This window comes from Dendronalium sp. ChiSLP03b (assembly GCF_034531165.2).
Lineage (GTDB): Bacteria > Cyanobacteriota > Cyanobacteriia > Cyanobacteriales > Nostocaceae > Dendronalium > Dendronalium minutum.
In genome coordinates, this window is the sequence record NZ_JAVRBR020000042.1 from 81,723 (window position 1) to 107,010 (window position 25,288).

The 25,288-nt window shown below is 41.7% G+C and carries 19 protein-coding genes and 1 pseudogene; 15 read left to right on the forward strand and 5 right to left on the reverse strand.

From position 1 onward, the window contains the following. Positions 1–5: 5 nt before the first annotated feature. The 9 genes from RMY31_RS10285 (at position 6) to RMY31_RS10325 (ending at position 14,973) form a co-directional block, all read left to right on the forward strand. Positions 6–332, forward strand: coding sequence for an acyl carrier protein (locus tag RMY31_RS10285; RefSeq protein ID WP_322658827.1), 327 nt, complete (start codon positions 6–8; stop codon positions 330–332). Positions 333–473: 141 nt separating this feature from the next. Then, the gene (locus RMY31_RS10290) at positions 474–6,410 is read left to right on the forward strand and encodes an aminotransferase class III-fold pyridoxal phosphate-dependent enzyme (RefSeq protein WP_322658828.1); all 5,937 of its coding nucleotides are present in this window, start codon (positions 474–476) and stop codon (positions 6,408–6,410) included. A gap of 212 nt (positions 6,411–6,622) precedes the next feature. Further along, positions 6,623–7,642 carry a Rieske 2Fe-2S domain-containing protein gene (locus tag RMY31_RS10295; RefSeq protein ID WP_322658829.1) on the forward strand — a complete coding sequence of 340 codons (1,020 nt, stop codon included), beginning with the start codon at positions 6,623–6,625 and terminating at the stop codon, positions 7,640–7,642. 135 nt (positions 7,643–7,777) lie between these two features. After that, positions 7,778–8,623, forward strand: a complete 846-nt coding sequence (locus tag RMY31_RS10300; RefSeq protein WP_322658830.1) for a hypothetical protein — start codon at positions 7,778–7,780, stop codon at positions 8,621–8,623. A 124-nt stretch (positions 8,624–8,747) separates the two neighbouring features. Beyond that, entirely contained in the window at positions 8,748–9,260 is a 513-nt protein-coding gene (locus RMY31_RS10305) for a thioesterase family protein (RefSeq protein ID WP_322658831.1), read from the forward strand. A 46-nt stretch (positions 9,261–9,306) separates the two neighbouring features. Next, positions 9,307–10,623 carry an HlyD family secretion protein gene (locus tag RMY31_RS10310; RefSeq protein ID WP_322658832.1) on the forward strand — a complete coding sequence of 439 codons (1,317 nt, stop codon included), beginning with the start codon at positions 9,307–9,309 and terminating at the stop codon, positions 10,621–10,623. A gap of 48 nt (positions 10,624–10,671) precedes the next feature. Continuing rightward, entirely contained in the window at positions 10,672–12,690 is a 2,019-nt protein-coding gene (locus tag RMY31_RS10315) for an ATP-binding cassette domain-containing protein (RefSeq protein WP_322658833.1), read from the forward strand. Next, positions 12,687–13,814, forward strand: a complete 1,128-nt coding sequence (locus tag RMY31_RS10320; protein WP_322658834.1) for an ABC transporter permease — start codon at positions 12,687–12,689, stop codon at positions 13,812–13,814. Before RMY31_RS10315 ends, RMY31_RS10320 begins: the two co-directional genes overlap by 4 nt. Before the next feature lie 34 nt (positions 13,815–13,848). Beyond that, positions 13,849–14,973 carry an ABC transporter permease gene (locus RMY31_RS10325; protein ID WP_322658835.1) on the forward strand — a complete coding sequence of 375 codons (1,125 nt, stop codon included), beginning with the start codon at positions 13,849–13,851 and terminating at the stop codon, positions 14,971–14,973. A 23-nt stretch (positions 14,974–14,996) separates the two neighbouring features. On the opposite strand, the pseudogene RMY31_RS10330 reads toward RMY31_RS10325, so the two are convergent. Continuing rightward, positions 14,997–15,818 (reverse strand): annotated as a pseudogene (locus RMY31_RS10330) (ATPase); the annotation flags it as partial. A 155-nt stretch (positions 15,819–15,973) separates the two neighbouring features. Between RMY31_RS10330 and RMY31_RS10335 the strand changes: the two are divergent. Together RMY31_RS10335 and RMY31_RS10340 are read left to right on the forward strand one after the other, a co-directional pair. Then, positions 15,974–16,102: a hypothetical protein gene (locus tag RMY31_RS10335; RefSeq protein ID WP_409877826.1), complete on the forward strand. Its 129-nt coding sequence runs from the start codon at positions 15,974–15,976 to the stop codon at positions 16,100–16,102. Positions 16,103–16,124: 22 nt separating this feature from the next. Then, positions 16,125–16,505, forward strand: a complete 381-nt coding sequence (locus tag RMY31_RS10340; RefSeq protein ID WP_322658846.1) for a DUF423 domain-containing protein — start codon at positions 16,125–16,127, stop codon at positions 16,503–16,505. Positions 16,506–16,588: 83 nt separating this feature from the next. On the opposite strand, the gene RMY31_RS10345 is transcribed toward RMY31_RS10340, so the two are convergent. Together RMY31_RS10345 and RMY31_RS10350 are read right to left on the reverse strand one after the other, a co-directional pair. After that, the gene (locus tag RMY31_RS10345; protein ID WP_322658838.1) at positions 16,589–17,344 is read right to left on the reverse strand and encodes a DNA polymerase beta superfamily protein; all 756 of its coding nucleotides are present in this window, start codon (positions 17,342–17,344) and stop codon (positions 16,589–16,591) included. Positions 17,345–17,387: 43 nt separating this feature from the next. Further along, complete coding sequence (locus tag RMY31_RS10350) at positions 17,388–17,735, reverse strand: DUF6717 family protein (RefSeq protein ID WP_322658839.1); 348 nt, start codon at positions 17,733–17,735, stop codon at positions 17,388–17,390. Between the two features lie 224 nt (positions 17,736–17,959). On the opposite strand from RMY31_RS10350, the gene egtC reads away from it, so the two are divergent. The 3 genes from egtC to egtD all read left to right on the forward strand — a co-directional run bounded on the left by egtC (position 17,960) and on the right by egtD (position 21,357). Continuing rightward, a complete protein-coding gene (egtC, locus tag RMY31_RS10355) occupies positions 17,960–18,748 on the forward strand; it encodes an ergothioneine biosynthesis protein EgtC (protein ID WP_322658840.1) in 789 nt (262 codons plus the stop codon). Beyond that, on the forward strand, positions 18,723–20,066 hold the full coding sequence (locus RMY31_RS10360) for an ergothioneine biosynthesis protein EgtB (RefSeq protein ID WP_322658841.1): 1,344 nt from the start codon (positions 18,723–18,725) through the stop codon (positions 20,064–20,066). The genes egtC and RMY31_RS10360 overlap by 26 nt, the downstream gene beginning before the upstream one ends. A gap of 256 nt (positions 20,067–20,322) precedes the next feature. Next, a complete protein-coding gene (egtD, locus tag RMY31_RS10365) occupies positions 20,323–21,357 on the forward strand; it encodes an L-histidine N(alpha)-methyltransferase (protein ID WP_322658842.1) in 1,035 nt (344 codons plus the stop codon). Between the two features lie 455 nt (positions 21,358–21,812). Here the strand turns inward: egtD and RMY31_RS10370 are convergent, their stop codons facing one another. After that, the gene (locus RMY31_RS10370) at positions 21,813–22,598 is read right to left on the reverse strand and encodes an FHA domain-containing protein (RefSeq protein WP_322658843.1); all 786 of its coding nucleotides are present in this window, start codon (positions 22,596–22,598) and stop codon (positions 21,813–21,815) included. Positions 22,599–22,894: 296 nt separating this feature from the next. Then, complete coding sequence (locus RMY31_RS10375) at positions 22,895–23,413, reverse strand: hypothetical protein (protein ID WP_322663642.1); 519 nt, start codon at positions 23,411–23,413, stop codon at positions 22,895–22,897. Positions 23,414–23,883: 470 nt separating this feature from the next. Here RMY31_RS10375 and aroA point away from each other — a divergent pair, with 470 nt between their 5' ends. Then, positions 23,884–25,233 carry a 3-phosphoshikimate 1-carboxyvinyltransferase gene (gene aroA, locus RMY31_RS10380; RefSeq protein ID WP_322663644.1) on the forward strand — a complete coding sequence of 450 codons (1,350 nt, stop codon included), beginning with the start codon at positions 23,884–23,886 and terminating at the stop codon, positions 25,231–25,233. Positions 25,234–25,288 lie beyond the last annotated feature (55 nt).

Consider the following 25,288-nt stretch of genomic DNA (forward strand, 5'->3'; position numbering starts at 1 on the left):
AATATATGGAAATCCAAAACACTGAACTTAGTCAAATACACATTTCAACAGATATTTATCCTATTTACACCCAAATAAATGCCCAAAATAAGCCGCAGACAGCATCAGAAATTCAAGCTTGGTTAGTTTCTTATCTGTCTGAATTACTAAAAATTGACGCGGATGACATAGATACAAGTATCCCTTTCGATCGCTATGGTCTTGACTCTTCGACGGCTATAGGTTTGACAGGCGATTTAGAGGATTGGATAGGATATAAAGTTGACCCTACATTACTATACGACTACCCTACAATTGAGCTTATAGTTAAACATTTGAGCGAAGAATATTAATCCAACTAATCTACATTTAAAGCTGAATTGAACACCTCATCACTACATCTTGAATTTACAAGTATTGCCAAACCTGTATTGAATTAATCATCTCGGTCATTCATTAACCAGGAAATGAATAAACACACTAATGTACAGAAAATGCAGAATTCAAAAGCGGAATCTATAGCTATTATTGGTATTGGCTGTCGTTTTCCTGGTGCTAGTAATCCAGAAGCTTTTTGGCAACTATTGCATAACGGGATAGATGCTATTACTGAAGTACCATCAGACCGTTGGAATATTGATAGTTTTTACGACCCAGAGTTATCTCAACCAGGAAAGATGAATACTCGTTGGGGTGGTTTTCTAGAGCATGTGGATCGATTCGATCCGAGTTTCTTTGGCATTTCTCCCCGCGAGGTGGAACGAATAGATCCTCAGCAAAGGCTCGTGTTGGAAGTGGCTTGGGAAGCCTTGGAAAATGCTGGAATAGTCCCAAAAAAGCTTGCTGGCAGTCATACTGGTGTGTTCATGGGTGTCTGTAATGCTGACTACCACAGACTTCTGTATAGAGATTTTTCCAGCATAGATGCTTACTATGGTACTGGTACTTCTCCTGGCATAGCTGCCAACCGCTTATCCTATATGCTAGACTTGCGCGGTCCGAGTATAGTCATAGATACAGCTTGCTCCTCTTCACTGGTTGCTGTACACTTTGCCTGTCAAAGTTTGCAAAATCGAGAGTCAAATCTCTGTTTAGTTGGAGGTGTGAACCTCATTCTGTCCCCAGAACCAACTATCATTTTTTCTCAAGCAGGCATGATGGCTGCTGATGGTCGTTGTAAAACCTTTGACGCCACTGCTGATGGGTATGTGCGGGGGGAAGGTTGCGGCATAGTTGTTCTGAAGCGCTTATCAGATGCGCTGCAAGATAAAGATAATATTCTGGCAATCATTCGCGGTTCAGCAGTTAACCAAGATGGTTTGAGTAATGGCATTACTGCACCGAATGGCCCTGCTCAACAAGCGGTTATTCGGCAAGCTCTAGAAAACGCACAGGTACAACCAGACCAGATTAGCTATGTTGAAGCTCATGGTACTGGTACTTCTTTGGGAGATCCGATAGAAGTTAAATCTTTGAAAGCTGTACTGATGCAGGGACGCAATTCAGAGCAGCACTGTTGGATTGGTTCGGTAAAAACCAATATTGGTCATTTGGAAGCTGCGGCTGGGATTGCTGGACTAATCAAGGTAGTACTCTCATTACAACATGGAGAAATTCCACCGCATTTACATCTCAAAGAGTTAAATCCATATATTTCTCTGCAAGGCACAAGTTTTAATATCCCGACACAGCCCCAGTCTTGGTCAGCTGGGGAGAAGCCACGTTTGGCTGGGGTTAGTGGCTTTGGGTTTGGCGGGACTAATTGTCATGTGATTCTCGAAGAAGCTGCTATACCTACTGCGATCGCTAACGATATCGATCGCTCTTCACATCTTCTGACTCTATCAGCTAAAAATGAACAGGCTTTGGAGGAAATAGCCCAAAGTTACATAGACTTTTTAGCCTTGCATCCGCAAGTATCCCTGGCAGATATCTGTTTTACTGCTAATGCGGGGCGATCGCATTTTGAGTATCGTCTAGCTGCGATCGCCCGATCGCATGTACAGTTGCAAGAAGCTCTCAGCGCTTTTGTTCCTACCAAAGCCAACACCAAAAAGCGTCCCAAGATAGCCTTTTTATTCACCAGTCAAGGCTCTCAGTATCTAGGTATGGGTCGTCAACTCTACGAAACTCAACCTACTTTTCGACGCATTTTAGACCGCTGTGACGAAATTTTGCGCCCATACTTGCAAGAGTCATTACTCAAAGTACTTTACCCCGAACCTGGAAAAACTTCCTTACTAGACCAGACAGCTTACACTCAACCAGCTTTATTTGCTATAGAGTATGCCCTAGCAGAGCTTTGGAAATCTTGGGGTATAGAACCCACTGCTGTTATCGGTCATAGTGTTGGGGAATATGTTGCTGCTTGTATAGCTGGAGTTTTTAGCCTAGAAGATGGTTTAAAGCTGATTGCCGAGCGAGCCTCTTTAATGCAGTCATTACCTCAAGATGGGGCAATGGTAGCTGTATTTGCTGATATAAATAAGGTGACAGCAGTTATTCAACCCTACGCTCAAGAAGTCTCCATTGCCACAATTAACGCTCCTAATAATATTGTTATTTCGGGCGAGCGATCGCCAATAGCTGCGATCGTTGATTCCCTAACCACAGAAAATATTGAGACTAGACAATTAAAAGTTTCTCATGCCTTCCACTCTCCCTTATTGGAACCGATTCTGGATGTATTTGAACAAAAAGCCAGCCAAATTAAATTTCAAGCGCCGCGTTTGCCTCTAATTTCTAACCTGACGGGTGAAATGATGCCATCAGGATATATCCCCGACGCTAACTATTGGCGACGGCATACACGCGAAGCCGTGAAATTTATGGCAGGGCTGCATACTTTGTTTGAGCAAGGCTATGAGCTATTTATCGAAATCGGCCCGAAACCCATTTTGTCTAATCTAGGCAAGCTTTGTCAGGGAGACAGAAAAGCCATTTGGTTATCTTCTCTAGCCCCAGGCAAAGATGATTGGCAAATACTACTAGAAAGTTTATCTACCCTGTATCTACGAGGGGCAGATATTAATTGGATAGGATTTGATAGCGATTACTCACGCCATCGATTAGCTCTCCCTACTTATCAATTCCAGCGCAAACGTTATTGGATTGAAGCAAAAGATTTATCTATGAACAATACACAATTAAATGGCAATACATCTGAGGCTCATCTAAATACATCCTCTAATACACAACAACAAACAATCCTTGCCGAATTGCATTCTGTAGTAGCAAAATTATTACAATTAGAGCAGCAGGAAGTAGATGTTGATGCTCCTTTTCTAGAAATGGGTGCCGATTCCATAGTTCTGATTGATGCGGTACGCACAATTGAAAACAATTATGGAATCAAGATTGCAATTAACCAATTATTTGAAGAATTAACAACTATTAGAGTATTAGCTCAATACATAGACAAAAATTTAGTGACTCCACCGACAGTCACAGCTGAAGGATCGCCACAAACAGAAGCGATCGCGATCGTACCCCACAAGCAAGTAGAAAGCAGAACACCTGAGACAGTCCTAGAAGCAATAATGATGCAGCAACTGCAAGTGATGTCTCAGCAATTGCAGGTCTTGCGTGGTAATGAACTATCTCCAACCAATTCATCTGCTCATTCCACAGTCACAATTTCTGTTCCTCAGCCAAAAACTACTGAACGTAAACCTGAGCCGACTCAAACACCGCCTAAACCAGCTTCAGCGCTACCTCCTTGGGGAGTTGCCGAACTCCGCGCTAGAGGACTGAGTCCACAACAAAAGCAGCACCTAGAATCACTGATTGTTCGCTATACCAAGCGGACTCCCCAATCCAAACACTTAGCACAAACTTATCGACCAACTTTGTCCGATAACAGAGCTTCCGCAGGCTTTCGTTTATCTACCAAGGAAATGCTCTACCCAATTGTCGGAGAACGTTCCCAAGGTTCGAGAATCTGGGATATAGATGGCAACGAATATATAGACATCACAATGGGATTTGGTGTAAATATCTTCGGTCATCAGCCTGCTTTTGCGATTGAAGCTCTAAAAACTCAGCTTGAACAAGGTATACAATTAGGGCCGCAAACCAGTCTAGCTGGAGAAGTTGCTCAGTTAATTTCTGAACTGACTCGTATGGAGCGAGTGACTTTTTGTAATTCCGGAACCGAAGCTGTGATGACAGCACTGCGTCTAGCGCGGACAGTCACTGGTCGTCAGAAGATTGTTGTATTTGCAGGTTCTTATCACGGTCACTTTGACGGAACTTTGGGAATTACCCAAGCAGAACGCCCCAACGCAGTACCCATTGCTCCAGGTATCATGCAGGGTATGGTTGCAGATGTTTTAGTTCTAGATTATGGCAAACCAGAATCATTAGAAGTTTTACAAGCCCATGCTCAGGAACTTGCAGCAGTTTTAGTTGAACCCGTGCAAAGCCGCCGACCCGATTTACAGCCTAAAGAATTTCTTCAACAACTGAGAAAGTTAACCCAGGAATCAGGTATCGCACTGATTTTTGACGAAATGATTACGGGCTTTCGCCTTCATTCCGGTGGAGCGCAGGCATGGTTTGGGATTAATGCAGATATTGCAACTTATGGCAAAATCGTCGGCGGTGGAATGCCCATAGGTGTGGTAGCTGGCAAATCAATGTACATGGATAGTATGGATGGCGGGGTATGGAACTATGGGGACGCGTCTTATCCTCAAGTAGGAACAACATTTTTTGCTGGTACGTTTTGCAAGCATCCTCTGGCGATGGCTGCTGCAAAAGCAGTACTTGAGCAACTGAAGATGCAAGGTTCTGTTCTGCACGAGCAATTAAATCAACGAACATCGCAGTTAGCTGCAACACTCAACGCTTACTTTGAACGAGAAGATGTACCTATTCGGATTGTGCATTGCGGCTCTCTATTTCGTTTTTCCTTCAAGAATAATCTAGATTTGCTGTTTTATCATCTGCTAGAAAAAGGTGTTTATATTTGGGAAGGACGCAACTGTTTTCTATCTACGGCACATACTGATGCAGACATTGAGTATTTAATCCAGGCAATCAAAGATAGCGTCCAAGAACTGCGTCAGGGGGGTTTTTTGCCCCCAAGTGGGAATCAAGCGCCAAAAAGCGAGCGGGAACGAAATAGTAAAGCCGTTGATTGGTATCCACTGAGCGATCCCCAAAAACGATTTGTACGTTTGGCTAAATTAGCGCCGGGAGGAAAACAAGCTGGTAATATTGGCTGTTGCATTCAGTTTGAGCGAAACTTTGATAGTAAGCTTTTACAAAAAGCTTGGCAAGAACTATTAGCTCGTCATGAATGTTTGACCAATGTTATAGATATTAATCAGGAAAAACAGAAATCAGCAGGAGCAACAGCCAACTCTTTTATCGAGATTAATCTGTCAAATCTGCCAAATCCGAGTTTAGATGATTTGTTAGCAGAACAAGCGCGTCAAGAGTTCGATTTAGCTAATAGCACGTTAGTGAAGTTAATTTTAATCAAAGGCGATCGCTCGCAATCCTATTTATCTTTAGTTGCCCATCATAGCGTTAGTGATGGTTGGTCATTTGCAGTGTTGTTTGAAGAACTATTCGCGCTTTATCAAGCCTATGAAAAAAACCAAACTCCTAACTTAGCTTTGCCACCAAGTTATCAAGATTATGTTACTAATGAATCCGAGCGACTTTCAGAGCGATCGCTGCAATATTGGATAGACCAATACATCCAGCATCCTCCTGATAATTTGTTGACTGTAGCGAACCATGAGGTCGACAATTTTGCTGGGAAGAGGCTGCGTCGTGTAGTGACAATGCCATCAATTAAACCTAAGCTAAAACAGCTAGCAAAAAGTAATAAATGTACGACCTTTATTCTTTTATTTGCTTTGTTTCAATCTTACCTACATCAAACCTACAAAAAAGAACGATTTAGCGTGGCAGTTCCTGTAGCTAATCGCCAGTTTAAACAAGGTACATCTTTAGTGGGTTGCTGTGTAAATTTATTGCCTCTTATTTGTGGCGAGCAACCTTGGTCAGATAAATTGGAAGTCCTAACTCAAAATGTAAAAAATAATTTTGTAAAAGCTATTGCTCAGCAAAATTTCGGTTATATTCAATGGCTAGAAGCTATCACAGAAAAATTCCATCAACCAGGATATCAGCCCATACAAGTAAGCTTTAATCTAGAACCACAATTAGTTTTCTCGGATGTGGACGCTCAAATTGCAGATGTGCTAACTTTACCAATTAATTATGTTGAATTTCCACTAATGCTGAATATTTGGGAACGTGAAAACAGTTTACAAATAGAGCTTGATTATCAGGAAATGTATTTTATTCAGGCTCAAGCTGAAACATTATTAGATAACTTTGTGTTGATGATTCAACAACTGCTAAACCCCAGTTCTAAAAAGCCAGCTTCGTTTGTTATTAAGTTGGCTAGTTGATGCAGTCTAACAGCAACCTGTGACGAAATATTGCTAATTATTTATGAAGTAAAGGCTACGAATAATTAGTTCTTAATATTTCATCCCAATTCTCCAAAACCATGTTAAACATGAATCTCCGTGTCATCATCTGTAGCCATCTTCAAGAGAAAAAGTATTGATTGTAGCCACTCTCATTTCGACTAATACTAGTTAATCAAGGTTATATTTTCATGAATGAACTGCATCATTGGCATCCAGTGTTACTCAGTAAATTTCTCAAACAAAAACCAGTAGGTATCCAACTTTGTGGGCAAGAAATTGCACTGTTTCGGACAAAAAATGGAGAGATAGGAGCTATTGAAGATTCTTGTCCGCATCGCAGAATGCGATTGAGTAATGGATGGGTTGAGGGAAATAAGCTGGTATGTCCTTATCACGGTTGGAATTACGAAATTGATGGTACCGGACATAGTTGCAGCACTCCCAATCTTAGACCCTGTGCCAAAAGTTTTGATGTCGTAGAAAAGTACGGTTTAATTTGGGTGCAAGCGACAGGAAGTCAAGCACAATTTCCCAATATTGACTTTCCAGACTACCACCTGGTTTGCGCTTTAGAGCATCACGTACATGTGCCTTTAGAACTTTTAGTTGATACTAATAGCGAGATAGAACATGCTGCATTAGGTCATACCTTTTTTGGTCACGCACTTTCTCAAGTATCTGAAGTAGAAGTGAAATTTGATTTTAGTGACCCAGAGGTAACGCGTCTAGCAGAAAAAATGCCACAAAAACCTTTACCAGGAATTCTAGAAAAACTTTTTAGCGTTAATGGTAGCGATCGCTTCTTCGATCAAATTGAAATTCGCTTCTCCCCTGTCCACAAAACCTCGCAACTGTATTGGGAAAACGAGCAAACTGGTCAACGCCGTAAAGAACAATTACGCTCAGTTTACTTCTTCACTCCCGTGAACGAACGAGAAACTAAATGGATATCACTATACTACATTACTGCTCCACGTTGGGGAATATTTTTATTTAATCTACTGCAAAAGCCAATTTTGACAGCAATCATGAACCACGAAGGCAATCGGGAAAAGCATGTTCTAGAGGCGCTTGCAGATAAACGCGTGGAGTTAGACGGTATGTGTTTGGGACGACTCGACCAAGCGATCGTCGAAAATCGTCAACGCATTCAACGGATTTACCGAGGACAAGAGCAGGGAGTAGCCAAAGCAATGGCAATCTCATAATTTACATCATTTATTTATGAAATCCTCAACTTTAGCAACAGATGAAGCTAGAAGTCCACCTTTAGATTTGAGATTTCTTTTCTACTGCAAAACCTCTTCATCAAACATCGTTCTTAATTTCAACAGGAGTTTATTATGGATCGTCAATTAAGTGCCCGCGAACTTGGTCGTCAAGCGATTATTAACACTGTACCTGAATCCGAGTGGCAACAAAACTGGCAATTTTCTCGCGCTTTGATTGAGGAAATTAACAGCCACCGAATTATGAGCCATCCAATTATGCAGGCTTTAAATGGAGGTCAATTGAGTTTTGAACAAATGCGGGTTGTGCATCTGGAGTTTTTCCATGCTTTTGCTCAAGTATTTACAGATGCAGTTATCCAAGCTATGTTTACAGCTTCTCAGTTGGAGTCTCGTTTGGGACCTGCGGCTAAACCTTCAGCTCGGTTTTTACTACAGTTTAATTTGCTAGAAGAATTAGGATTTAAACCCGGTTTTGGCTCTGATGGCTCTTATGAAGGTAATCCGAATGGAGCGCATTATGCTCAGTTCTGTGATACTTTGGCAAAATTGCATGTTGACCCCAAAAAAATTAATCAATATGTACCAATGGCATCGTCCTTAGCTTGTCGCGCTACCTTTGAAAGCTGTTACGGCGATCATTTACTCATGACTACGCTGTTAGCAGTGTCGGAAACTGTATTCCACGATTATGCCGGTATTTGGGCAACTGGTGTAGCTCAATCGACCGATATTGATGTGACTAAAGGCTATCACAGCATTCACGTCGAAGATGAAACCGGTGTCTCAATTGAAGATGGTCATTCTGAAGATGCTTGGATTTTATTCTCTCAAGCCGTGACCAGCGATCGCTATGATGTAGTTAAACATCATATCTATGTTTGGTTAAATACTTGGACTGCTTTCTTGGATGATTTGTTAGCAGGTCGTTTTTTGCAAAACCAACCGCAAGCTGCTTAAGTAAAGCCTAATTTACTGCGGGGCGATCGCAACCTGTCGATTTTGATAATAGTGGTTTACCTAAAAGCCGACCGCTGATAGGTAAACCATTCACAAAACATATCGAATCAAAATTCGTGATTATATGAAGTTTCAGCAAACATTTATCTTTCCGTTGCACGTACAACTAGAAGATTTAGATGTTAATGGAGTTGTGCATCATCCAACTTTTCTGAAATACCTAGAACGCGCTCGTTATCATAGCATCAAAGAATGTGGTTATAGCTGGGAAAAACTTCTATCTTTGGATTGCACTTTTGTTGTCTCAGAAATTCATGCTAACTATTTAAAACCTGCTTTGATTGATAGAGAATTATTTATACTTGGTCGAGTTGTTGGTGTCGGGAAAACTAGTATTAAGTTTTATCAATCTATAGTTACATATTTACCAACTGATGTTGAAATAGAAGCGACTCAAGAAAGATTATTTTCCTTGCCAGAAACAATTTTTTCAGCCCAAATTAGACTTGTTTGTATTGATGTCAAAACTGGTAAACTCAAATCAATTCCTCAAGAAATACAACAATTAATTATACCCGATCCAAATTTATTGACTAAATACCCACAAAATAGAGATACACGATTAGTAATTAAGTAGTAAAACATGTGGATGCTGATATTGAAATAAGTGCAGGCGCTAATAAATGATTAATCAATCAGCGAATCACAAAGAAGCAGATTTGTCCCTACCAGTGACTTCCCCGCCGCTTGTGGATTCTCCAGAAAATGTACCTTTATCTGAAGTTCCTCAACAAAAGCGTAATCTTTATCCTTTAATATTTATGCTGCTCAGCTTGTTAGTAGCTGGTGTAGGTTTATTAATTTGGAAATTCTTAGCAAATCCTTCAGCAGAACAATTACGGATCAGTGGCCGCATCGAAGGTTATGAAACTGATATAGGAGCAAAAGTAGCGGGAAGAATTGAGTCAGTAGCGGTAAGAGAAGGAGATGCAGTTCGCAAAGGGGAGGTACTTGTCAAACTAGATGACGCAGAGATTCAAGCACAACTGTTGGGTGCAGCCGCCCGTGTAGATGCTAGCCAGCAGCAAGAACAGCAAGCACGGTTGCAAATTAATCTGATGGAAAGTCAGATTTTGGAAACTCAGCTATCTGTGCAGCAAGCACTAGGAGATGCTAGAGGCAGAATTTTTCAAGCAGAGTCGTCGTTAGCTTCAACTCAAGCACAATTAAATCAAGCGATCGCCCAATTAGAACAAGCCAAATCCGAGTTGAAACTTGCACAGCTAAATCGCGATCGCTTTGCCACTTTAGTAGCTGAAGGTGCTGTCCCCAAACAACAATTCGACCAAGCTCAAACGAGTTGGGAAACTGCGATCGCCACTGTAAAATCACAGCAAGCGGCAGTAGATTCGTTTCGTAAATTAGTCAACTCTGCCCAAGGTCAATTAACACAAGCCCAAAGCACAGGTTTAAATCCCTCAATCCGTAACACACAGCTAGCAGGATTACGCACACAACTGGCACAAGCGCGTTTGAAATTAGCAGCAGCCCAAGCAGATGTCGTCAATAATAAAGCTGCCCAACAAGAAATTAAAACCAAAATTGCCGACTTGAATGTCATCAGTCCAATTGATGGCATTGCGATTAGTCGTAGTGTAGAACCAGGGGCAGTAGTCACCACAGGTAAAACTTTATTGACGGTGATTGACCCCAATACCATTTATCTGCGTGCTTTTATTCCGCAAGGCGAAATTGGCAAAGTCAGTATTGGTCAGCGGGCTAAAGTATTTTTGGATTCAGCACCCAAACAATCCTTAGAGGCCAAAATCGCAGCGGTAGATACTCAAGCCTCCTTTACTCCAGAAAATATTTATTTTCAGCAAGACCGGGTTAAACAAGTGTTTGGTGTCAAAATCAGTATTGATAAACCTGCTGGTTTGGCTAAACCAGGAATGCCCGCAGATGCTGAAATTGATATTTTATCAACAGCGCAAAAATAACCGAATTTTGGATTGAATAATCCAGAATTGTTCAAACAATTAACTATTATGAATACCATCGCCTCAGCAACTGGTGGAAATAATTTACTCACTCATAGTCACAACAGTACAGAAGTTATTCAAGTAGAAGGTTTATGCAAACGTTATGGCAAATTAGTTGCCGTTAAGGGAATTGATTTTGCTGTGCGTCGAGGTGAAATATTTGGCTTAATTGGCCCTGATGGTGCAGGAAAAACGACGACATTCCATATATTGGGTGGAGTCATGGAAGCATCTGCTGGCACAATTCAGATATTAGGAAAAGCACCGCGAGATGCGCGACTAGCCATTGGCTATTTAACACAGCAATTTTCGCTGTATCCAGATTTGAGCATTGATGAAAATCTGCGTTACAGTGCTGGCTTACGAGAAATGCCAGAACAGCTGTTTTGGCAACGTCGCAGTCAATACTTGCGGTTAATGGATTTGGAGAAATTTAGCGATCGCTTGGCAGGACGACTCTCAGGTGGCATGAAGCAGAAATTAGCTTTGTGTTGTGCATTGATTTCCCAACCAGAAATTTTACTTTTGGATGAACCGACTACAGGAGTTGACCCTGTATCCCGACGAGAATTTTGGGATATCCTGGCTGCTGTTGCTTCCCAAGGAGTCACAGTAGTTGTAGCTACACCTTACCTAGATGAAGCCGAACGCTGCGATCGCATCGCTTTGATGTACGAAGGACAGATCCAACAAATCGGCACACTGGCTGAGTTACGTGCCAGTTTGGGTTTACAACGTCTAGAACTGCGAACAAATCAGCTAGAAGTTACTGAGTCAGCATTGCAAGTGGCGACAAACCGCAAACAAACATCAATAGTTGATGTCCAAACTTTCGGAGATCGGCTGGATGTGTTGGTGAAAGATCCAGCAGTGGCAATAGCCGCCATCGAGGAAATATGCGATCGGCAGCACCTGGAATTAAATAGCATTCAAATTGGTGCTGCAACTTTAGAAAATGTGTTTGTCAATCGCCTGCGTGCCTCGGGCAACGAACCGGAATTTATTCCTTTTCCCCGCAAGGGGACTGGGGACAAGGGAGACAAGGGAGATAAGAAAATTCTCAATCTCCAGTACCCAATCTCTATTACCCAATCTATCGCTATTGGTGCAGACAAACTGCGAAAGGTTTTTGGCAACTTTCAGGCGGTTAAGAATATAGATTTAGAAATTCGCTATGGTGAAATTTACGGTTTGCTCGGAGCAAATGGTGCAGGCAAGACAACGACAATAAAAATGCTGTGTGGTTTGCTCGCACCGACATCCGGGAAAATTTCTTTAGCAGGACAAACGCGGAACTTGCGTAGCAGCGCTGTGCGACAAAGAATTGGCTACATGAGCCAAAAATTCACTCTCTACGATGATTTGACAATTATCCAGAATCTGGAGTTTTATTGCGGCGTTTACAGCGTGCCAACTCGGTTACGCCGCCGCAAGATTGACTGGGTACTTGCTACCTGTGGTTTAGTCGGCAAGGAAAACCTGCTAACAGGTCAACTGCCGGGAGGCTGGAAGCAACGGGTAGCATTTGGTGCTTCGGTGATGCATGAGCCAGAAATCTTGTTTTTAGACGAACCGACTTCGGGAGTAGACCCCTTAGCGCGTCGTCAGTTTTGGCGGTTGATTAATGAGTTTGCCCGTTCGGGTACGGCGGTGCTTGTGACTACACATTACTTAGAGGAAGCAGAACAATGCAACCGTATGGGATTTATGGTAGCAGGTGAGGTAGTGGCTCAGGGTTCGCCGAGTGAGATTAAAGCTGCTCAACCCGGTCAGTTGCTAGAAATAGTTATTGATAATACTCAAATTGCCGCAAATTTACTGAAAAATCACTTAGCTGCATGGCGGGTATCAATTTTTGGCGATCGCTTGCATGTAGTTCTCGATCGCCCCGATGGAGAAGTTCCGCAGATTCAGTCAGTTTTGCAAGCTGCTGATTTGAATATCCACAGTCTGCGGGTTATTCCCTTTTCTTTGGAAGATGCTTTTATCGGTATCGTACAACGCGCTCAAGAAGGTGCAGGATGAAAAAAATTTGGACACAATGCACCAAAGAGTTAGCACAATTTAAACGCGATCGCTTGACTGTAGCACTAGCTTTTCTTTTACCCCTGGTATACTTGCTGATCTATGGCTTTGCCATGCGACTGGAAATTAAAGCGATTCCCCTAGCGATTCAAGACCTGGATAGAAGTCCACTCAGCCGTACCTATATTGAAAGGTTGTTTGCTACTAATCAATTCCAAGCTGTTCCATGGGACGACAGCTTTTCTAATCCTAATGCGATCGCCACACCCGACTATGCAATAGACCGTGGCATAGCCAAAGCCGTGATGGTAATTCCACCAGATTTTACCCGTCGCATTGAATCTGGCAAGACTAGCACGTTCCAAGTTTTGGTCGATGGGACAGATGTGAATAATGCGAGGGTAATTGAAAATACTATCCGGGCTACAACAGATTTCTTTTTGCAAAGCGTTGGCTTACAACCAAGCAACCAATTAGTTGCCGCTCGCGTGCGTCTTTGGTTTAATCCAGGAAGAAAAGAATCTCTTTATCTTGTACCAGGCGCTTATGCCCTAATTTTGTGGGTTTATCCATCACTGTTAGCAGCACTGGCCATGACCCGTGAAAAGGAGCAAGGCACAATCATTCAAGCTTACGCTGCCAGCATCAGTGCTGCTGAACTTTTGTTAGGCAAGGGTCTGGCCTACGTACTAATTGCTATAGGTCAAACTCTATTCATTATGCTTCTAGGCTCACTCATCTTTGGACTGCGCTTGGTGGGCAATCCGACACCCTTATTTATTGCTACTTTAATTTTTTTAATGTCTAGCGTCATGTTCGGCTTGTATTTTGGTGTGCGTTCGACTACACAAGCTGAAGCTACGCAAAAAGTCTTAAGCATTGGGTATTTAACAGGCTTATTACTATCTGGATTCATCTATCCACTCAGTAATATTCCTTTCCCACTCTCGTTGATTTCTCATCTTGTCCCAGTCCGCTATTACATTGATGTTACCCGTGATGCTTTTCTGAGAGGAACGGGATGGTCTGGGGTTTGGTTTGCTCCCTTGGCGTTGGCACTGCTGGGTGTATTATTCTTTATCGGCTCCTGGCGAGGTTTACGTAAAATGCAGCTACCAGAGTAGTTGCTTACCGTTCTTCAACTCGTAATCTTTAGATATGAAATTCATTTATTCTTTGTTTGAGAGCCGCTTTTGGGTACTGATGCTGAAGGAAATGCATCAGATATTTAGAGACAAGCGGTTGCTGTTTTTATTAATTGTTTTACCCACGATACAACTACTGAGCTATGGTTTTGCTATTAGCCCTGACGTACACAATCTGAAAATGGGGCTGGTTGATTATGCTCAAACCTCTAATAGTCGCGAACTGATCTCTACCTTGACGGCAAATGATGTTTTTATCGCTAACTATAGTGATAACGAGCAAACCCTGAGTCAGCAGTTGCAAACAGGAGAAATCTCTGTCGGTTTGGTTATCCCACCTGAGTTTAACCGCCGTTTGCATCAAGAGCGCACTGCACAGGTACAAGTTTTAGTTGATGCAGTCAATGCAAACACTGCTGGGATTGTCAGAAGTTACATCACTCAGATGATTAATAATTACAGCCAGCGAATAAATCCCAATCGGGTATCTGCACAAGCTCAACCGCAAATCACATTTTTGTACAATCCCGGACTGATTAGTAGTTGGTTTTTCGTATCTGGGATCATGGGGGTAATTATGACCCTAGTGGGTTCAATAGTTGCCTCAGCTACGGTTGTACGAGAGAAAGAGTCTGGTACGCTGGAACAGTTGTTGATGACCCCTGCGGAAAATTGGGAAATCTTATTGGCGAAACTTTCACCTTTATCTATTTTGTTGTTGGGTGATGTTATTTTGGTTCTCTGTTTAGCCCGCTTTATCTTTGGGCTTCCCTTGCGAAGTAATATTCTTATTTGTCTACTACTCTCAAGTATTTACATTTTAATCGTAATTTCTATGGGCATCCTCATCGGGACGATGCTACAAAATCAGCAGCAGACGCAACTTATAGCTTTTTCTATTAATGTACCGTTGGGGCTACTCTCTGGTGCGATTACGCCTGTTGAGAGTATGCCATCACTATTTCAGTACCTATCTTTGCTAAATCCACTACGCCATTACATCACAATTGTACGTAACTTGCTCATAAAGGGTGTTGGTATTGATGTAGTCTGGCCAAATGCGATCGCACTATTTTTATTTTCAACTGTTCTTTTAGTAATTAGCACTAGAAAATTCCGCAGTCAGCTAAGTGCCTAAACTCGAATTTGGCTAATGCCCCATTGTTCAGAGCGATCGCAGCCAATTTGCATAGAAGCAAGAAGATTGGGCAGGTCATCAATGAGATAATCTAGTTCAATTTGAGTACTAGCAGTTTGAATTTCTGCGGCCGGATGTGGATATTGCTGTTGGTACAGGCCGATCAGATTTAGTAGATTCTGAGTGTAGTCAATGGCATGAACAAGGTTGCCAGCAATAAAGTTGATGGGGTTATTAATTTCGTGTGCAATCCCAGCAACTAGCTGTCCTAAAGCTGCCATTTTTTCATTCTGTAGTAATCGGGTATAGTTGTGCTTAAGGTCACGAAAGCCAGCTCTGGCAATTTTAGATTGTTCCTCTACCTGCTGTAGCTGAGTAAGTGTTAAGGCATAAATTTGGGAATAGGCTAGGAGTAATTGATGAAAATCAACCAGTTTATGCCTTCTAGATTTGGTTGTCACCAAAATCGGCTCGTAGAAAAACTCAAGCGATCGCTGCAATGCTACCTGAGTCGCCTCCACAACAGGCATATCTTCAGCTAGTATAAATACCTCTGGTTGAAGAAAATTGTAGAGATTGTCGATAGGCCGCATAGAATATAGCCCAAAACTATAGGGGCGGCTCATATGCTCAAAAAATCTCTGCCGCGAAATCATCCCCACAAAGCACTGATTTCTAGTCAAGATAACTCCTGGCAGTAAAGGTTCTTGCTCAAAGAGTGTAGTCAATACATTTCCTGGACGGTCTAATTCAACCTGAACCTCCCACAGTGGTAATTCTTGCAAAGTTGACTCCAATCGTAGGTTCAGATCCTGAGTATTAGTCATGCTATGCATAGTCAGCATAATCTCAATTTTTGCCCTTCAGGTAATGTTTCTGCTACTCACCCCGAACAACCATTTTGATAATTTCAGAGTAAATTGCCAGAAATAGCCATATTTAGTGTTCCCACAATTGATTTACAAATATTCATATTTTCCTAATTTTTGAGTTTAAACTTTTGATGAAGAGCGATCGCTTACACTTAAAAGCTAGTTTAATTGGAGCTTTGTTCCGTCTTCCTGGAACGTTGGCAGAAGAAAATCAAGCAAAAAACGCAGCGCTACAGCTTCTAGAATATGTAGGATAGGAATAGATATCTTATGGTTCTCATGACGCAGATTTTTTTGAGCGTAGCTGCTGTTTTAGGTGGTTTGTCGGTTGCTGCTGGCGCTTTCGCTTCCCATGCCTTGCGAGAAAAAATCAGTGAGCGATCGCTAGAAATTTTTGAAACTGGCGCTCGTTACCAAATGTACCACGCTCTAGCACTGTTATTGGTGGCGCTACTCATCAGTCGCAACGAATCACCTCAATCCACCCTTGTAGCTAGTGGATGGCTATTCATCATTGGTATTGCTATTTTCTCAGGAAGTTTGTACGCTCTGAGCTTAACTGGTATTAAATCCTTGGGTGCAATTACACCACTAGGTGGCGCAGCCTTTCTTGCTGGTTGGGGTGCTTTGGCTTTTGGTGCTTGGAGTTTAAAGTTTTAAAAAGTCAGGAGTAGAGACGCGATTAATCGCGTCTGTTAGGAGTTAAGAGTACAGACGCGATTAATCGCGTCTGTTAAAATCTACTAACTTTTAATTCTCAAACGTAGTAGCAAATCATGTAAAGCGGCCTGCGCCGTCGTCGGTGCTTCAGGTAGTGTACTGGCTTCATATGCCTCTTGCAAGCGATCGCGCAGTCGTTCATATTCTCGATGATAAAAAGCTACATCAACATTTGACAAAGTAGACTTTTCTGCATCTGCTAGTTTTTGGGCAATTAGATCGGGAATGTATGGTAAATTAAAAACTTCATTGAGTTTAATTAAATTAGCTTCGACTACTCCTGTTTGCATCAGATAAATACCAGTCAAAAATACTCGATAAATATAAAGTAATGCCTTGACTCGATGTGGCTGTTCTTTTTCAAAAAGTTTCCATTGCGTTGCAGCAAAACCAAAGTAATGATGGCTATGGTGACGAGTAATGCAGTCTTGACTAATAACTTTTAACTCTTCATGTTCTGGTGTAGTTTTTAATATTAAAGGCGAATAAAGTTGCTCTAACACATAGCCATTCTTTTTCAGAAGCAGTAAAAAGAATTTTTTGATATCGTGAGTTACTAAATCAATTTCTAAAGAATCACTAACCTTTGAAATTTCAATAGTTTCAGCCCCAGTATCTAATCCCACCACTTCTTTCATTGGTAAAATATGTACGCCGCGCAAATCGTAATCAGAATCTGGTGACGGAAAACCATATAAATGAGAACCGCTAATTGTGGCAAATAAAAGCGGGTAAGGTTGTTGCTCAATTATTGCGCTAATAAAAGTTGGAAGATTCATCTAAATTCACGTAAAGAGGCAAATCAGACTGTAAAAAAGGTGATTAATAAAGACTTTCAGCTTTGCAATAAATTTTATTTGGTGGTTCGCTAAAGTATTTAAATAATGCAGGACATAGCCATCCTTCTAGATTTTTTTGATTCCAGCGATACCAATGACCGTTATACTCTTCTTTTAACAAAATCAACTCGACTTGGTAACTGGGAAAGGGATTTGCAGAAAACAAAAGTTTAAAACCTTCATCAACATTAGCAATGTCTTGAATTAGAATATCAATCATTTCAGGTACACCGCTAACGAATGGTTCTTGGACTAGTCCCATTCGTTCATCATCAAATACCCATATTTGATTATGTCTGTATGGGAAAATCACCATCATTGAGTTAGTCATCGGTAATTATTGATTGGTAGTTGCTCGCTCATCCTATTTAACCGTTATATTTGAGGATTACGGCGAAATAATATAAATTTATCTAAAATCTGGTGAGGAGGGTAAAAAGGCTACTTGATGCAGCTCTCGCTAAGGCGAGCATAGCGCAAATTTATGCAATATTCAGCGAATTCTCACCAATAAAGTTTATTCTATACAACTATTGGGAGCAAATACTTTATATCATGTGCCGTTTACTCGCCTACCTCGGTTCCCCTGTTTCTCTAGAACATCTTCTGTTTAAACCAGAACATTCTTTGATAGTTCAGAGTTACCAACCTCGCGAAATGAGTTCCGGGGTAGTAAATGCCGATGGCTTTGGTGTGGGTTGGTATCACAGTCAAAAAGATACTGAACCCTTTATCTACAAAAATACGCTACCTATTTGGAATGACATAAATCTGCCTAGTCTCAGTCGTTATGTTGAATCCAAATGTGTACTGGCTTATGTTCGTAGTGCGACACCAGGCCAAGCCATAGATTTTGCTAATTGCCAACCATTTAACTATCAACAACAGCTATTTATTCACAATGGACGCATTGAGAATTTCCGCAAAACATTACACAGAAAAATCCGTAGTATTTTAACTCCCGATTTTTACGAAAAAATCAATGGTAATACTGATTCCGAACATATCTTTGCCTTACTACTTTCTCAAGGTCAGAACAACAAACATCGACCTCCAGAATATGCTTTACGCAATACATTAATAGCCCTATCAGAAATGGCAAAACGCAATCAAATAGAAGCTTCAGCAAACATAATTTTTAGCGATGGAAATCGCCTGATAGCCTCCCGCTTTGCCACTACTTCACCAGCTCCATCGCTGTACTGGTTACGGGACGATCCTACTTTCCCAAACTCTGTAATTATTGCCTCTGAACCACTATTTATCGGTAATTGGAATACTTGCCCAGAAAATAGCATTATCAGTGTGAGAGAAGACTGTGATATCCAAATTGAGCAAATCTAGCGTGAAAGAGGCTATTATTTATGCCTTATATGAAGTTCGTCCTAAAACTCTGAAGCTGTTTGAGGATATGGATGAAGCTACATTTCGCAGTCAGCCTCATCCTGACTTTAGCCCCGTTGGCTGGCACTTAGGACATATTGCCTACACCGAGTCTTTGTGGCTGTTAGAGTACAGTGCAAGTTTGCCCTGTTTGTTCCCACAATACCGCAAGCTGTTTGCAGCTGATGGTTTACCCAAATCAGAACGGGTTCAATTACCAAACCTAGGTGAAATCCATGATTACCTGAACACAGTTAGAGAAAAAGTCTTGGAACACCTAAAAGTAGCTGATATCGAGCAACATGAAAGTCTTTGGCGTTTTTTGATTCAGCACGAAAGCCAACACTGCGAAATCATCAGTTTTGTTTTGGAATTAGTCAGGAGGCAAAAGGCAGGAGGCAGGAGTCAACAAGAAGATGGGGGCATAGGAGGCGGAGGAGATAGGGAAATAAAGAGTAATTTGTGTATAGTCTTTTCCCCTCTGCCCCTCTGCCCCTCTGCCCCTCTGCCCCTCCGCCCTCCTACTTTTACCGAGATGATTCAAATCCCGGCAGGGGAATTTAAGCAGGGGAATGACTCAATTGATGCTCTAGATAACGAACGCCCCGCACATAAAGTATACTTAGACACTTACTGGATTGACCGCTACCCCGTGACTTGCGAACAGTATCGGCAATTCATGGAGGCGGGAGGTTACCAAAATCCTCGTTGGTGGTCAGAAGCGGGGTGGCAATGGCTACAAACTGAACAGGTGACAAAACCGCTTTATTGGTGCGATGCTCGCACTTACGATTATCATCCAGTTTACGGTGTCAGCTGGTACGAGGCAGAAGCATACGCACAGTTTGTTGGTAAGCGGCTACCCACAGAAGCCGAGTGGGAAAAAGCAGTTAGTTGGGATGCCAAAGCTAAACGTCGTCGCACCTATCCTTGGGGAGATGAACCACCAACAGCCCAATCCCAAAATTGTAATTGCGATCGCCTAATTGGTAAAACAACAGCAGTAGATGCCTATCCTACTGGGCAAAGTGCCTATGGCTTGTACGATACTATGGGAAATGTCTGGGAATGGACAGGTTCTTGGTTTGATGGCTACAAAGATTTTCAAAGTTACCCTTATAGAGGTTATTCACAGGTTTATTTTGACCACAAACACCGCGTTTTAAAAGGTGGTAGTTGGGCAACTCGCCCTTGGGCGCTGCGTTCTAGTTTTCGCAATTGGTATTATCCCAGCGTGCGGCAAATTTTTGCTGGGTTTCGCTGTGCTGCTAGTGAGTGATGAGGTAGGAGGCAGAAGGCAGAAGGCAGGAGTTATTATTCTTCCCCTTGTTTCCATTGTCTTTTTGCTCCCTCATCTTCCCACTCCCTTTTCAAAGACAGTGCGCTAATTTAATGGGAAAATCCGTAAATATGGCTTTAAAGCTTCATTAACCTGGCTCAAACGTGATTTTATCGACTATGCTGTTCCATTGGCAGAGGTAGAAGTGCGCGCTCAAAAACAATCCAATTTACTACACCAAGCAGACGGAGGTTGAATGTCAATATCTGAAGCTGTTAGCAGCAACGTTACTTTCCAAAACAATGTTGAAGAACGCTTGCAAATACAGCGTTTGGTAGAAGCAACTCGAATAGTTGCGTCTAGTGCGGGGAGTGATGTAGTTAAGGGACTAACGCAAACGCCCAAATCTTTACCCCCAGCTTACTTTTATGATGACCGTGGTTCTGAATTATTTGAGCAAATTTGTGAATTACCAGAATATTATCTGACGCGTACAGAAACGGCGATTTTACAGCAGTATGCTGGTGAAATTGCCAAAATAACCGGCGTTTGTGAATTAGTAGAACTTGGTAGTGGCAGTTCTACCAAAACCCGTATCTTACTGGATGCTTACCAAAAACTAGGCTATCCTCTGCGCTATCTGCCGATTGATGTGAGTGCAGGGATATTGGAAAGCAGTGCTAGGCAGCTATTGGTAGATTATCCCTCACTGCAAGTTCATGCACTGGCTGGAACCTATGAATTAGCTTTGGCACAACTATTGCCAACGCAACTACCCAGTAGGATGATTTGTTTTATTGGTAGTACTTTGGGTAATCTCAAACCTCGAGAATGTGATGTCTTCTTCTCTCAAGTAACAGATGCCCTGCAAGTGAATGAGTATTTTTTATTGGGAGTAGACTTACACAAGCCAAAAGATATTCTAGAACCAGCTTATAACGATCGCCAAGGAGTAACAGCAGCTTTTAATCTCAATATGTTGGATCATTTAAATCGACGGTTTGAGGGTAATTTTGACACGACCCAATTTGAACATAAAGCATTTTATAACGAAACTGAGCATCAAATAGAGATGCATTTACGAAGTTTGCGATCGCAAATCGTCCAGTTAAAAGCCCTCAACCTCACCGTGAATTTTGCACTAGGTGAGACTATCCTCACCGAAATTTCCCGCAAATTCGACCTCAACACTATCCAGCAGCAACTTACAGCAAGGAATTTAGTACCCATCCAAACATGGACTGATTCAAATCAGTGGTTTGGTTTATTGTTGTGTCAACTGCGCGTATAAATATAGCAGCCTTGGGATAATGAGTGCAACCATTCTGATAATCCTAAGGCTTATAAGGTTTCATATATGCGTTCGTCGCTAATGTTCTGGTTAACAAATGTAAGCTTATTAAGCTAATGAGCATTCAAGTTGCATAAAACTAAGTCTTCAGCAAGGCTTTTGTGGCTGGGCAAACTATATATAAGTCCAAATTAAAAATGGAAGCAGTTCTAGTTAATCTGCTTCCAAAGAAAGTTTCTTGAACGTATAGTCAACCATTAAAAAAGACCTAAAAGGATAATGAAAGTCAGTCCACAGAAAGCTAGTAGAGAGATAATCATGATATTGCCTATACTGTGGTCAGAAGTTGCAAACTTTTGTGTATTGTCAGTCATATTAATGACCCCGTTTTTGTTACTTTTTGTGAACAACATTGCAATGATTAATGAATGCTTTGTTGCTTCTTTAATTATTGACTACTTCTTGATTAATCTCTTGAGCGATCGCAAATCGTAATCTAAGATTTTCCCAGTGGTAAACAGTAGATAACCGACTAAGAATAAAACAAATGATGTGAGTAACACTAAAAGATTGACTGACGCGAATACATTACCAGTAAACAGGATTACTGCAATTCCTAGCCCTATCAAAACCCATCCAAGATTAGGGTTGACTCGCCGTTGAAAAAGCATGAAGACCCCAGCACAACATAGTAAAATACCAGGAATCCGAAAAAAAATACCAACTCGAATATTGGCAGTTAGAGTTATAGCACCTACAACCATCAAAGCCAAGCCGATAATCTTGGTTGTGCGATCTACAGCAATTTGTCCCTTATTCTTGGCAATTTGAGGCTGAATACTAGTGGAATTTGAAGTAGAAATAAAGTTTTGTAGAGATTGTTGTTGATATTGAAATATAAATGTGACTTTATTGCCTTGACCAAAGTCGATTTTATCTCCAAAATTTAGTTGACAAGAAGTTCTCGGTTCCAGTTTGACATTATTAAGAAATGTTCCGTTAGAGCTCCCCAAATCTTCAATAAAGTAGTTACTTCCTTCTACTCGAATCTGTGTATGAATGCGAGAAACCACTTCGTTATCTGGCAAGTGAGAAATATCAATATCGGGTGGACTTTGGTCATTCGGCTTACCGATGCGAATGACTGCAAGATTTAGTGGGAAATCAAATGAAGTGTTGGTTTGAACATGAAACAGCTCTAAACTTAGCCCTATGGTATTGAATGTATTAATATTTTGCATAGCTTGTGTTTTGAAAAATTAAAATTAAAAATTAAAAATTCATAAACAGGCTTGTTCCTTCTGACTTCTGTTTTGAAAATCAGGGGTGAATAGAGGCGTAATACCAATTCGTAATTCGTAATTCGTAATTAAGAAAGTCCCATTTAGTCTAGGTTTCTGGGTTTGGATCTGTATCATTATTTTTGGGAAATGGTATAAGACCGCAACCTCGTACTGGGGAATAGGAAAAACAGAATTAAAGATTCTCCCCCACCATAATCTCTAGATAGACAGGGGAGAATGTAAATCACTGTCTATTAGTGCTTAATTTCCAAATTGAGGATATAGCATCCCAGTTGGACTTTTTCTGCCCACAATTCATATTCCAGCCGCAAATGCTCTGGTAATGAATGACCATTGAGCGTCAAATTACTTGTAAAATTGCGTAAGCGTATGGGATCGTTAGGTTGCAACGACTCAGTTGGCAACCAATAGCGACTAACCCCATAAACGCCTTGTTCCCAGAAGTGACGGTAACTTACTTGACCGTTTCCTTGCATGGTCATGATTACCCGGTAAGGAGAAATCTCCAGCCATAAAATTCTGGGACTGCTAGGGGCATAAGCATTGCTCATTTTTGGAGTCAGAGCATCCTCATCCTCGCAATTGAAAGAACTCCCCACTTCGCAGGTAATTAGGGGGGGTGCAGTCAACAGTAAATGAAATCGGTCAACGTCTTTTTGATACAGCGTCCCGGCCGTTTCAACAACAGACCAGAATGGCAGATCGGTAGAAATAAGTGATAAGCACACGGGCTTGCGGTGATGGGTCAGCATGGGAGCGATAAGGGCTAAAAGCTAATGAACAAGTCAACTCAACACGAGTATCTCTAGCAGGTTATGGTAAGCAATTAAATAGTAAAACATGCTTAATATTAACTGAATATGCTTATTTGGTAAGCTAGATAGATAAAAATGAAAAGTAAAATATCGCTAATAAACAATAAAAACGATACTTGTTCTACGGAGAGGTAAGCTGTAGGTAAAGTCGGTGAATACTTAAATTTTTGTGAATAATTTAGGTGATAGCGTCGAGAGAGCGGAAGTCATTGCAGAAGCATAAGACACCTAAAATAGTGTCTAATGAAAGAATAACTGAACATCAGAATCACTTTTAGTAGATTTGATGAAATTTCATAGAATGAAAAGCGATACCATACTAGGGAGGAAGTCGTCAGTGGCTGCATAATTCACTAATGAACTTCTGTATATCAAAAACTAGTGTATTCAAAAGCCAGTGTATCCTAATGTCGGCTTCTGTTATAACCGTAGAAACTCAAGAAGACCTTTCTCACAAGTTAATTATCCAACAACCCTCTGTTGGGCTATCTTTACAAGGCAGCATCCGAGTACCAGGCGATAAATCTATCTCTCACCGCGCTCTGATGTTGGGTGCTTTAGCCCAAGGGGAAACTGAGATCCAAGGTCTGCTGTTAGGAGAAGACCCCCGCAGCACTGCTAGCTGTTTTCAAGCTTTGGGCGCGGAAATTTCGGAACTAAATACAGAATTGGTGCGGGTTAAAGGTATTGGTCTAGGAAATTTGCAAGAACCAGTTGATGTATTGAATGCTGGTAACTCTGGTACAACGCTGAGACTGATGTTGGGGATTTTGGCATCTCATTCGGGGCGCTTTTTTACAGTAACAGGCGATCGCTCTTTGCGATCGCGTCCTATGTCCCGTGTTGTTAAACCTTTGCAACAAATGGGGGCCGAAATTTGGGGACGTAAGGGTAATTCTTTAGCACCCTTAGCAATTCAAGGACAAGCTCTCAAACCTACTCACTACCACTCCCCTATCGCCTCAGCCCAAGTTAAATCCTGTATATTACTTGCAGGTTTATCGACCGAGGGACAAACCACAATTACGGAACCTGCTATTTCCCGCGACCACAGCGAACGGATGCTCAGGGCGTTTGGTGCAGACCTGAGCACAGATCCAGAAAGCAAAAGTGTTACTATTAATGGCCCCGCTCAACTGTATGGACAAAAGGTGATTGTGCCAGGAGATATCAGTTCAGCGGCCTTTTGGTTAGTGGCTGGGGCAATTGTCCCAGGTTCTGAACTGGTAATTGAAAATGTCGGCGTTAATCCCACGCGTACAGGTATTTTAGAAGCTTTGGATCTGATGGGAGCAGATATCCAATTGGAAAATCAGCGAGAAGTTGCTGGCGAACCAGTAGCCGATCTGCGAGTGCGTTCCAGTCGCTTAAAAAGCTGCACTATTGCTGGGGAAATCATACCCAGATTAATTGATGAAATTCCTATTTTGGCAGTAGCGGCAGTGTTTGCTGAAGGAACAACTATTATTCGGGATGCAGAGGAGTTGCGAGTCAAAGAAAGCGATCGCATTGCGGTAATGGCACAGCAACTTAATAAAATGGGAGCAAAAGTCACTGAGTTACCCGATGGTATGGAAATTATTGGCGGTACTCCTTTAGCGGGTACTGATGTTGATAGCCATACAGATCATCGCATCGCTATGAGTTTAGCGATCGCTGCTTTAGTCGCCAGGGGAATCACCACAATTCACCGCGCAGAAGCAGCAGCCATTTCCTATCCCAACTTCACTGCTACACTGCAACAAGCGATCGGCTAAATTTGGTCATGGAGAATTACATTACTCCCTTTCCTTGTTCTATTGGGAAGGGAGT

Bases quoted from the DNA above. Each gene is read 5' to 3' on its own strand.
- RMY31_RS10285 (WP_322658827.1), top strand. From the start codon at position 6: ATGGAAATCCAAAACACTGAACTTAGTCAAATACACATTTCAACAGAT.
- RMY31_RS10290 (WP_322658828.1), top strand. From the start codon at position 474: ATGCAGAATTCAAAAGCGGAATCTATAGCTATTATTGGTATTGGCTGT.
- RMY31_RS10295 (WP_322658829.1), top strand. From the start codon at position 6,623: ATGAATGAACTGCATCATTGGCATCCAGTGTTACTCAGTAAATTTCTC.
- RMY31_RS10300 (WP_322658830.1), top strand. From the start codon at position 7,778: ATGGATCGTCAATTAAGTGCCCGCGAACTTGGTCGTCAAGCGATTATT.
- RMY31_RS10305 (WP_322658831.1), top strand. From the start codon at position 8,748: ATGAAGTTTCAGCAAACATTTATCTTTCCGTTGCACGTACAACTAGAA.
- RMY31_RS10310 (WP_322658832.1), top strand. From the start codon at position 9,307: ATGATTAATCAATCAGCGAATCACAAAGAAGCAGATTTGTCCCTACCA.
- RMY31_RS10315 (WP_322658833.1), top strand. From the start codon at position 10,672: ATGAATACCATCGCCTCAGCAACTGGTGGAAATAATTTACTCACTCAT.
- RMY31_RS10320 (WP_322658834.1), top strand. From the start codon at position 12,687: ATGAAAAAAATTTGGACACAATGCACCAAAGAGTTAGCACAATTTAAA.
- RMY31_RS10325 (WP_322658835.1), top strand. From the start codon at position 13,849: ATGAAATTCATTTATTCTTTGTTTGAGAGCCGCTTTTGGGTACTGATG.
- RMY31_RS10340 (WP_322658846.1), top strand. From the start codon at position 16,125: ATGACGCAGATTTTTTTGAGCGTAGCTGCTGTTTTAGGTGGTTTGTCG.
- RMY31_RS10345 (WP_322658838.1), bottom strand. From the start codon at position 17,344: ATGAATCTTCCAACTTTTATTAGCGCAATAATTGAGCAACAACCTTAC.
- RMY31_RS10350 (WP_322658839.1), bottom strand. From the start codon at position 17,735: ATGACTAACTCAATGATGGTGATTTTCCCATACAGACATAATCAAATA.
- egtC (WP_322658840.1), top strand. From the start codon at position 17,960: ATGTGCCGTTTACTCGCCTACCTCGGTTCCCCTGTTTCTCTAGAACAT.
- egtD (WP_322658842.1), top strand. From the start codon at position 20,323: ATGTCAATATCTGAAGCTGTTAGCAGCAACGTTACTTTCCAAAACAAT.
- RMY31_RS10370 (WP_322658843.1), bottom strand. From the start codon at position 22,598: ATGCAAAATATTAATACATTCAATACCATAGGGCTAAGTTTAGAGCTG.
- RMY31_RS10375 (WP_322663642.1), bottom strand. From the start codon at position 23,413: ATGCTGACCCATCACCGCAAGCCCGTGTGCTTATCACTTATTTCTACC.
- aroA (WP_322663644.1), top strand. From the start codon at position 23,884: ATGTCGGCTTCTGTTATAACCGTAGAAACTCAAGAAGACCTTTCTCAC.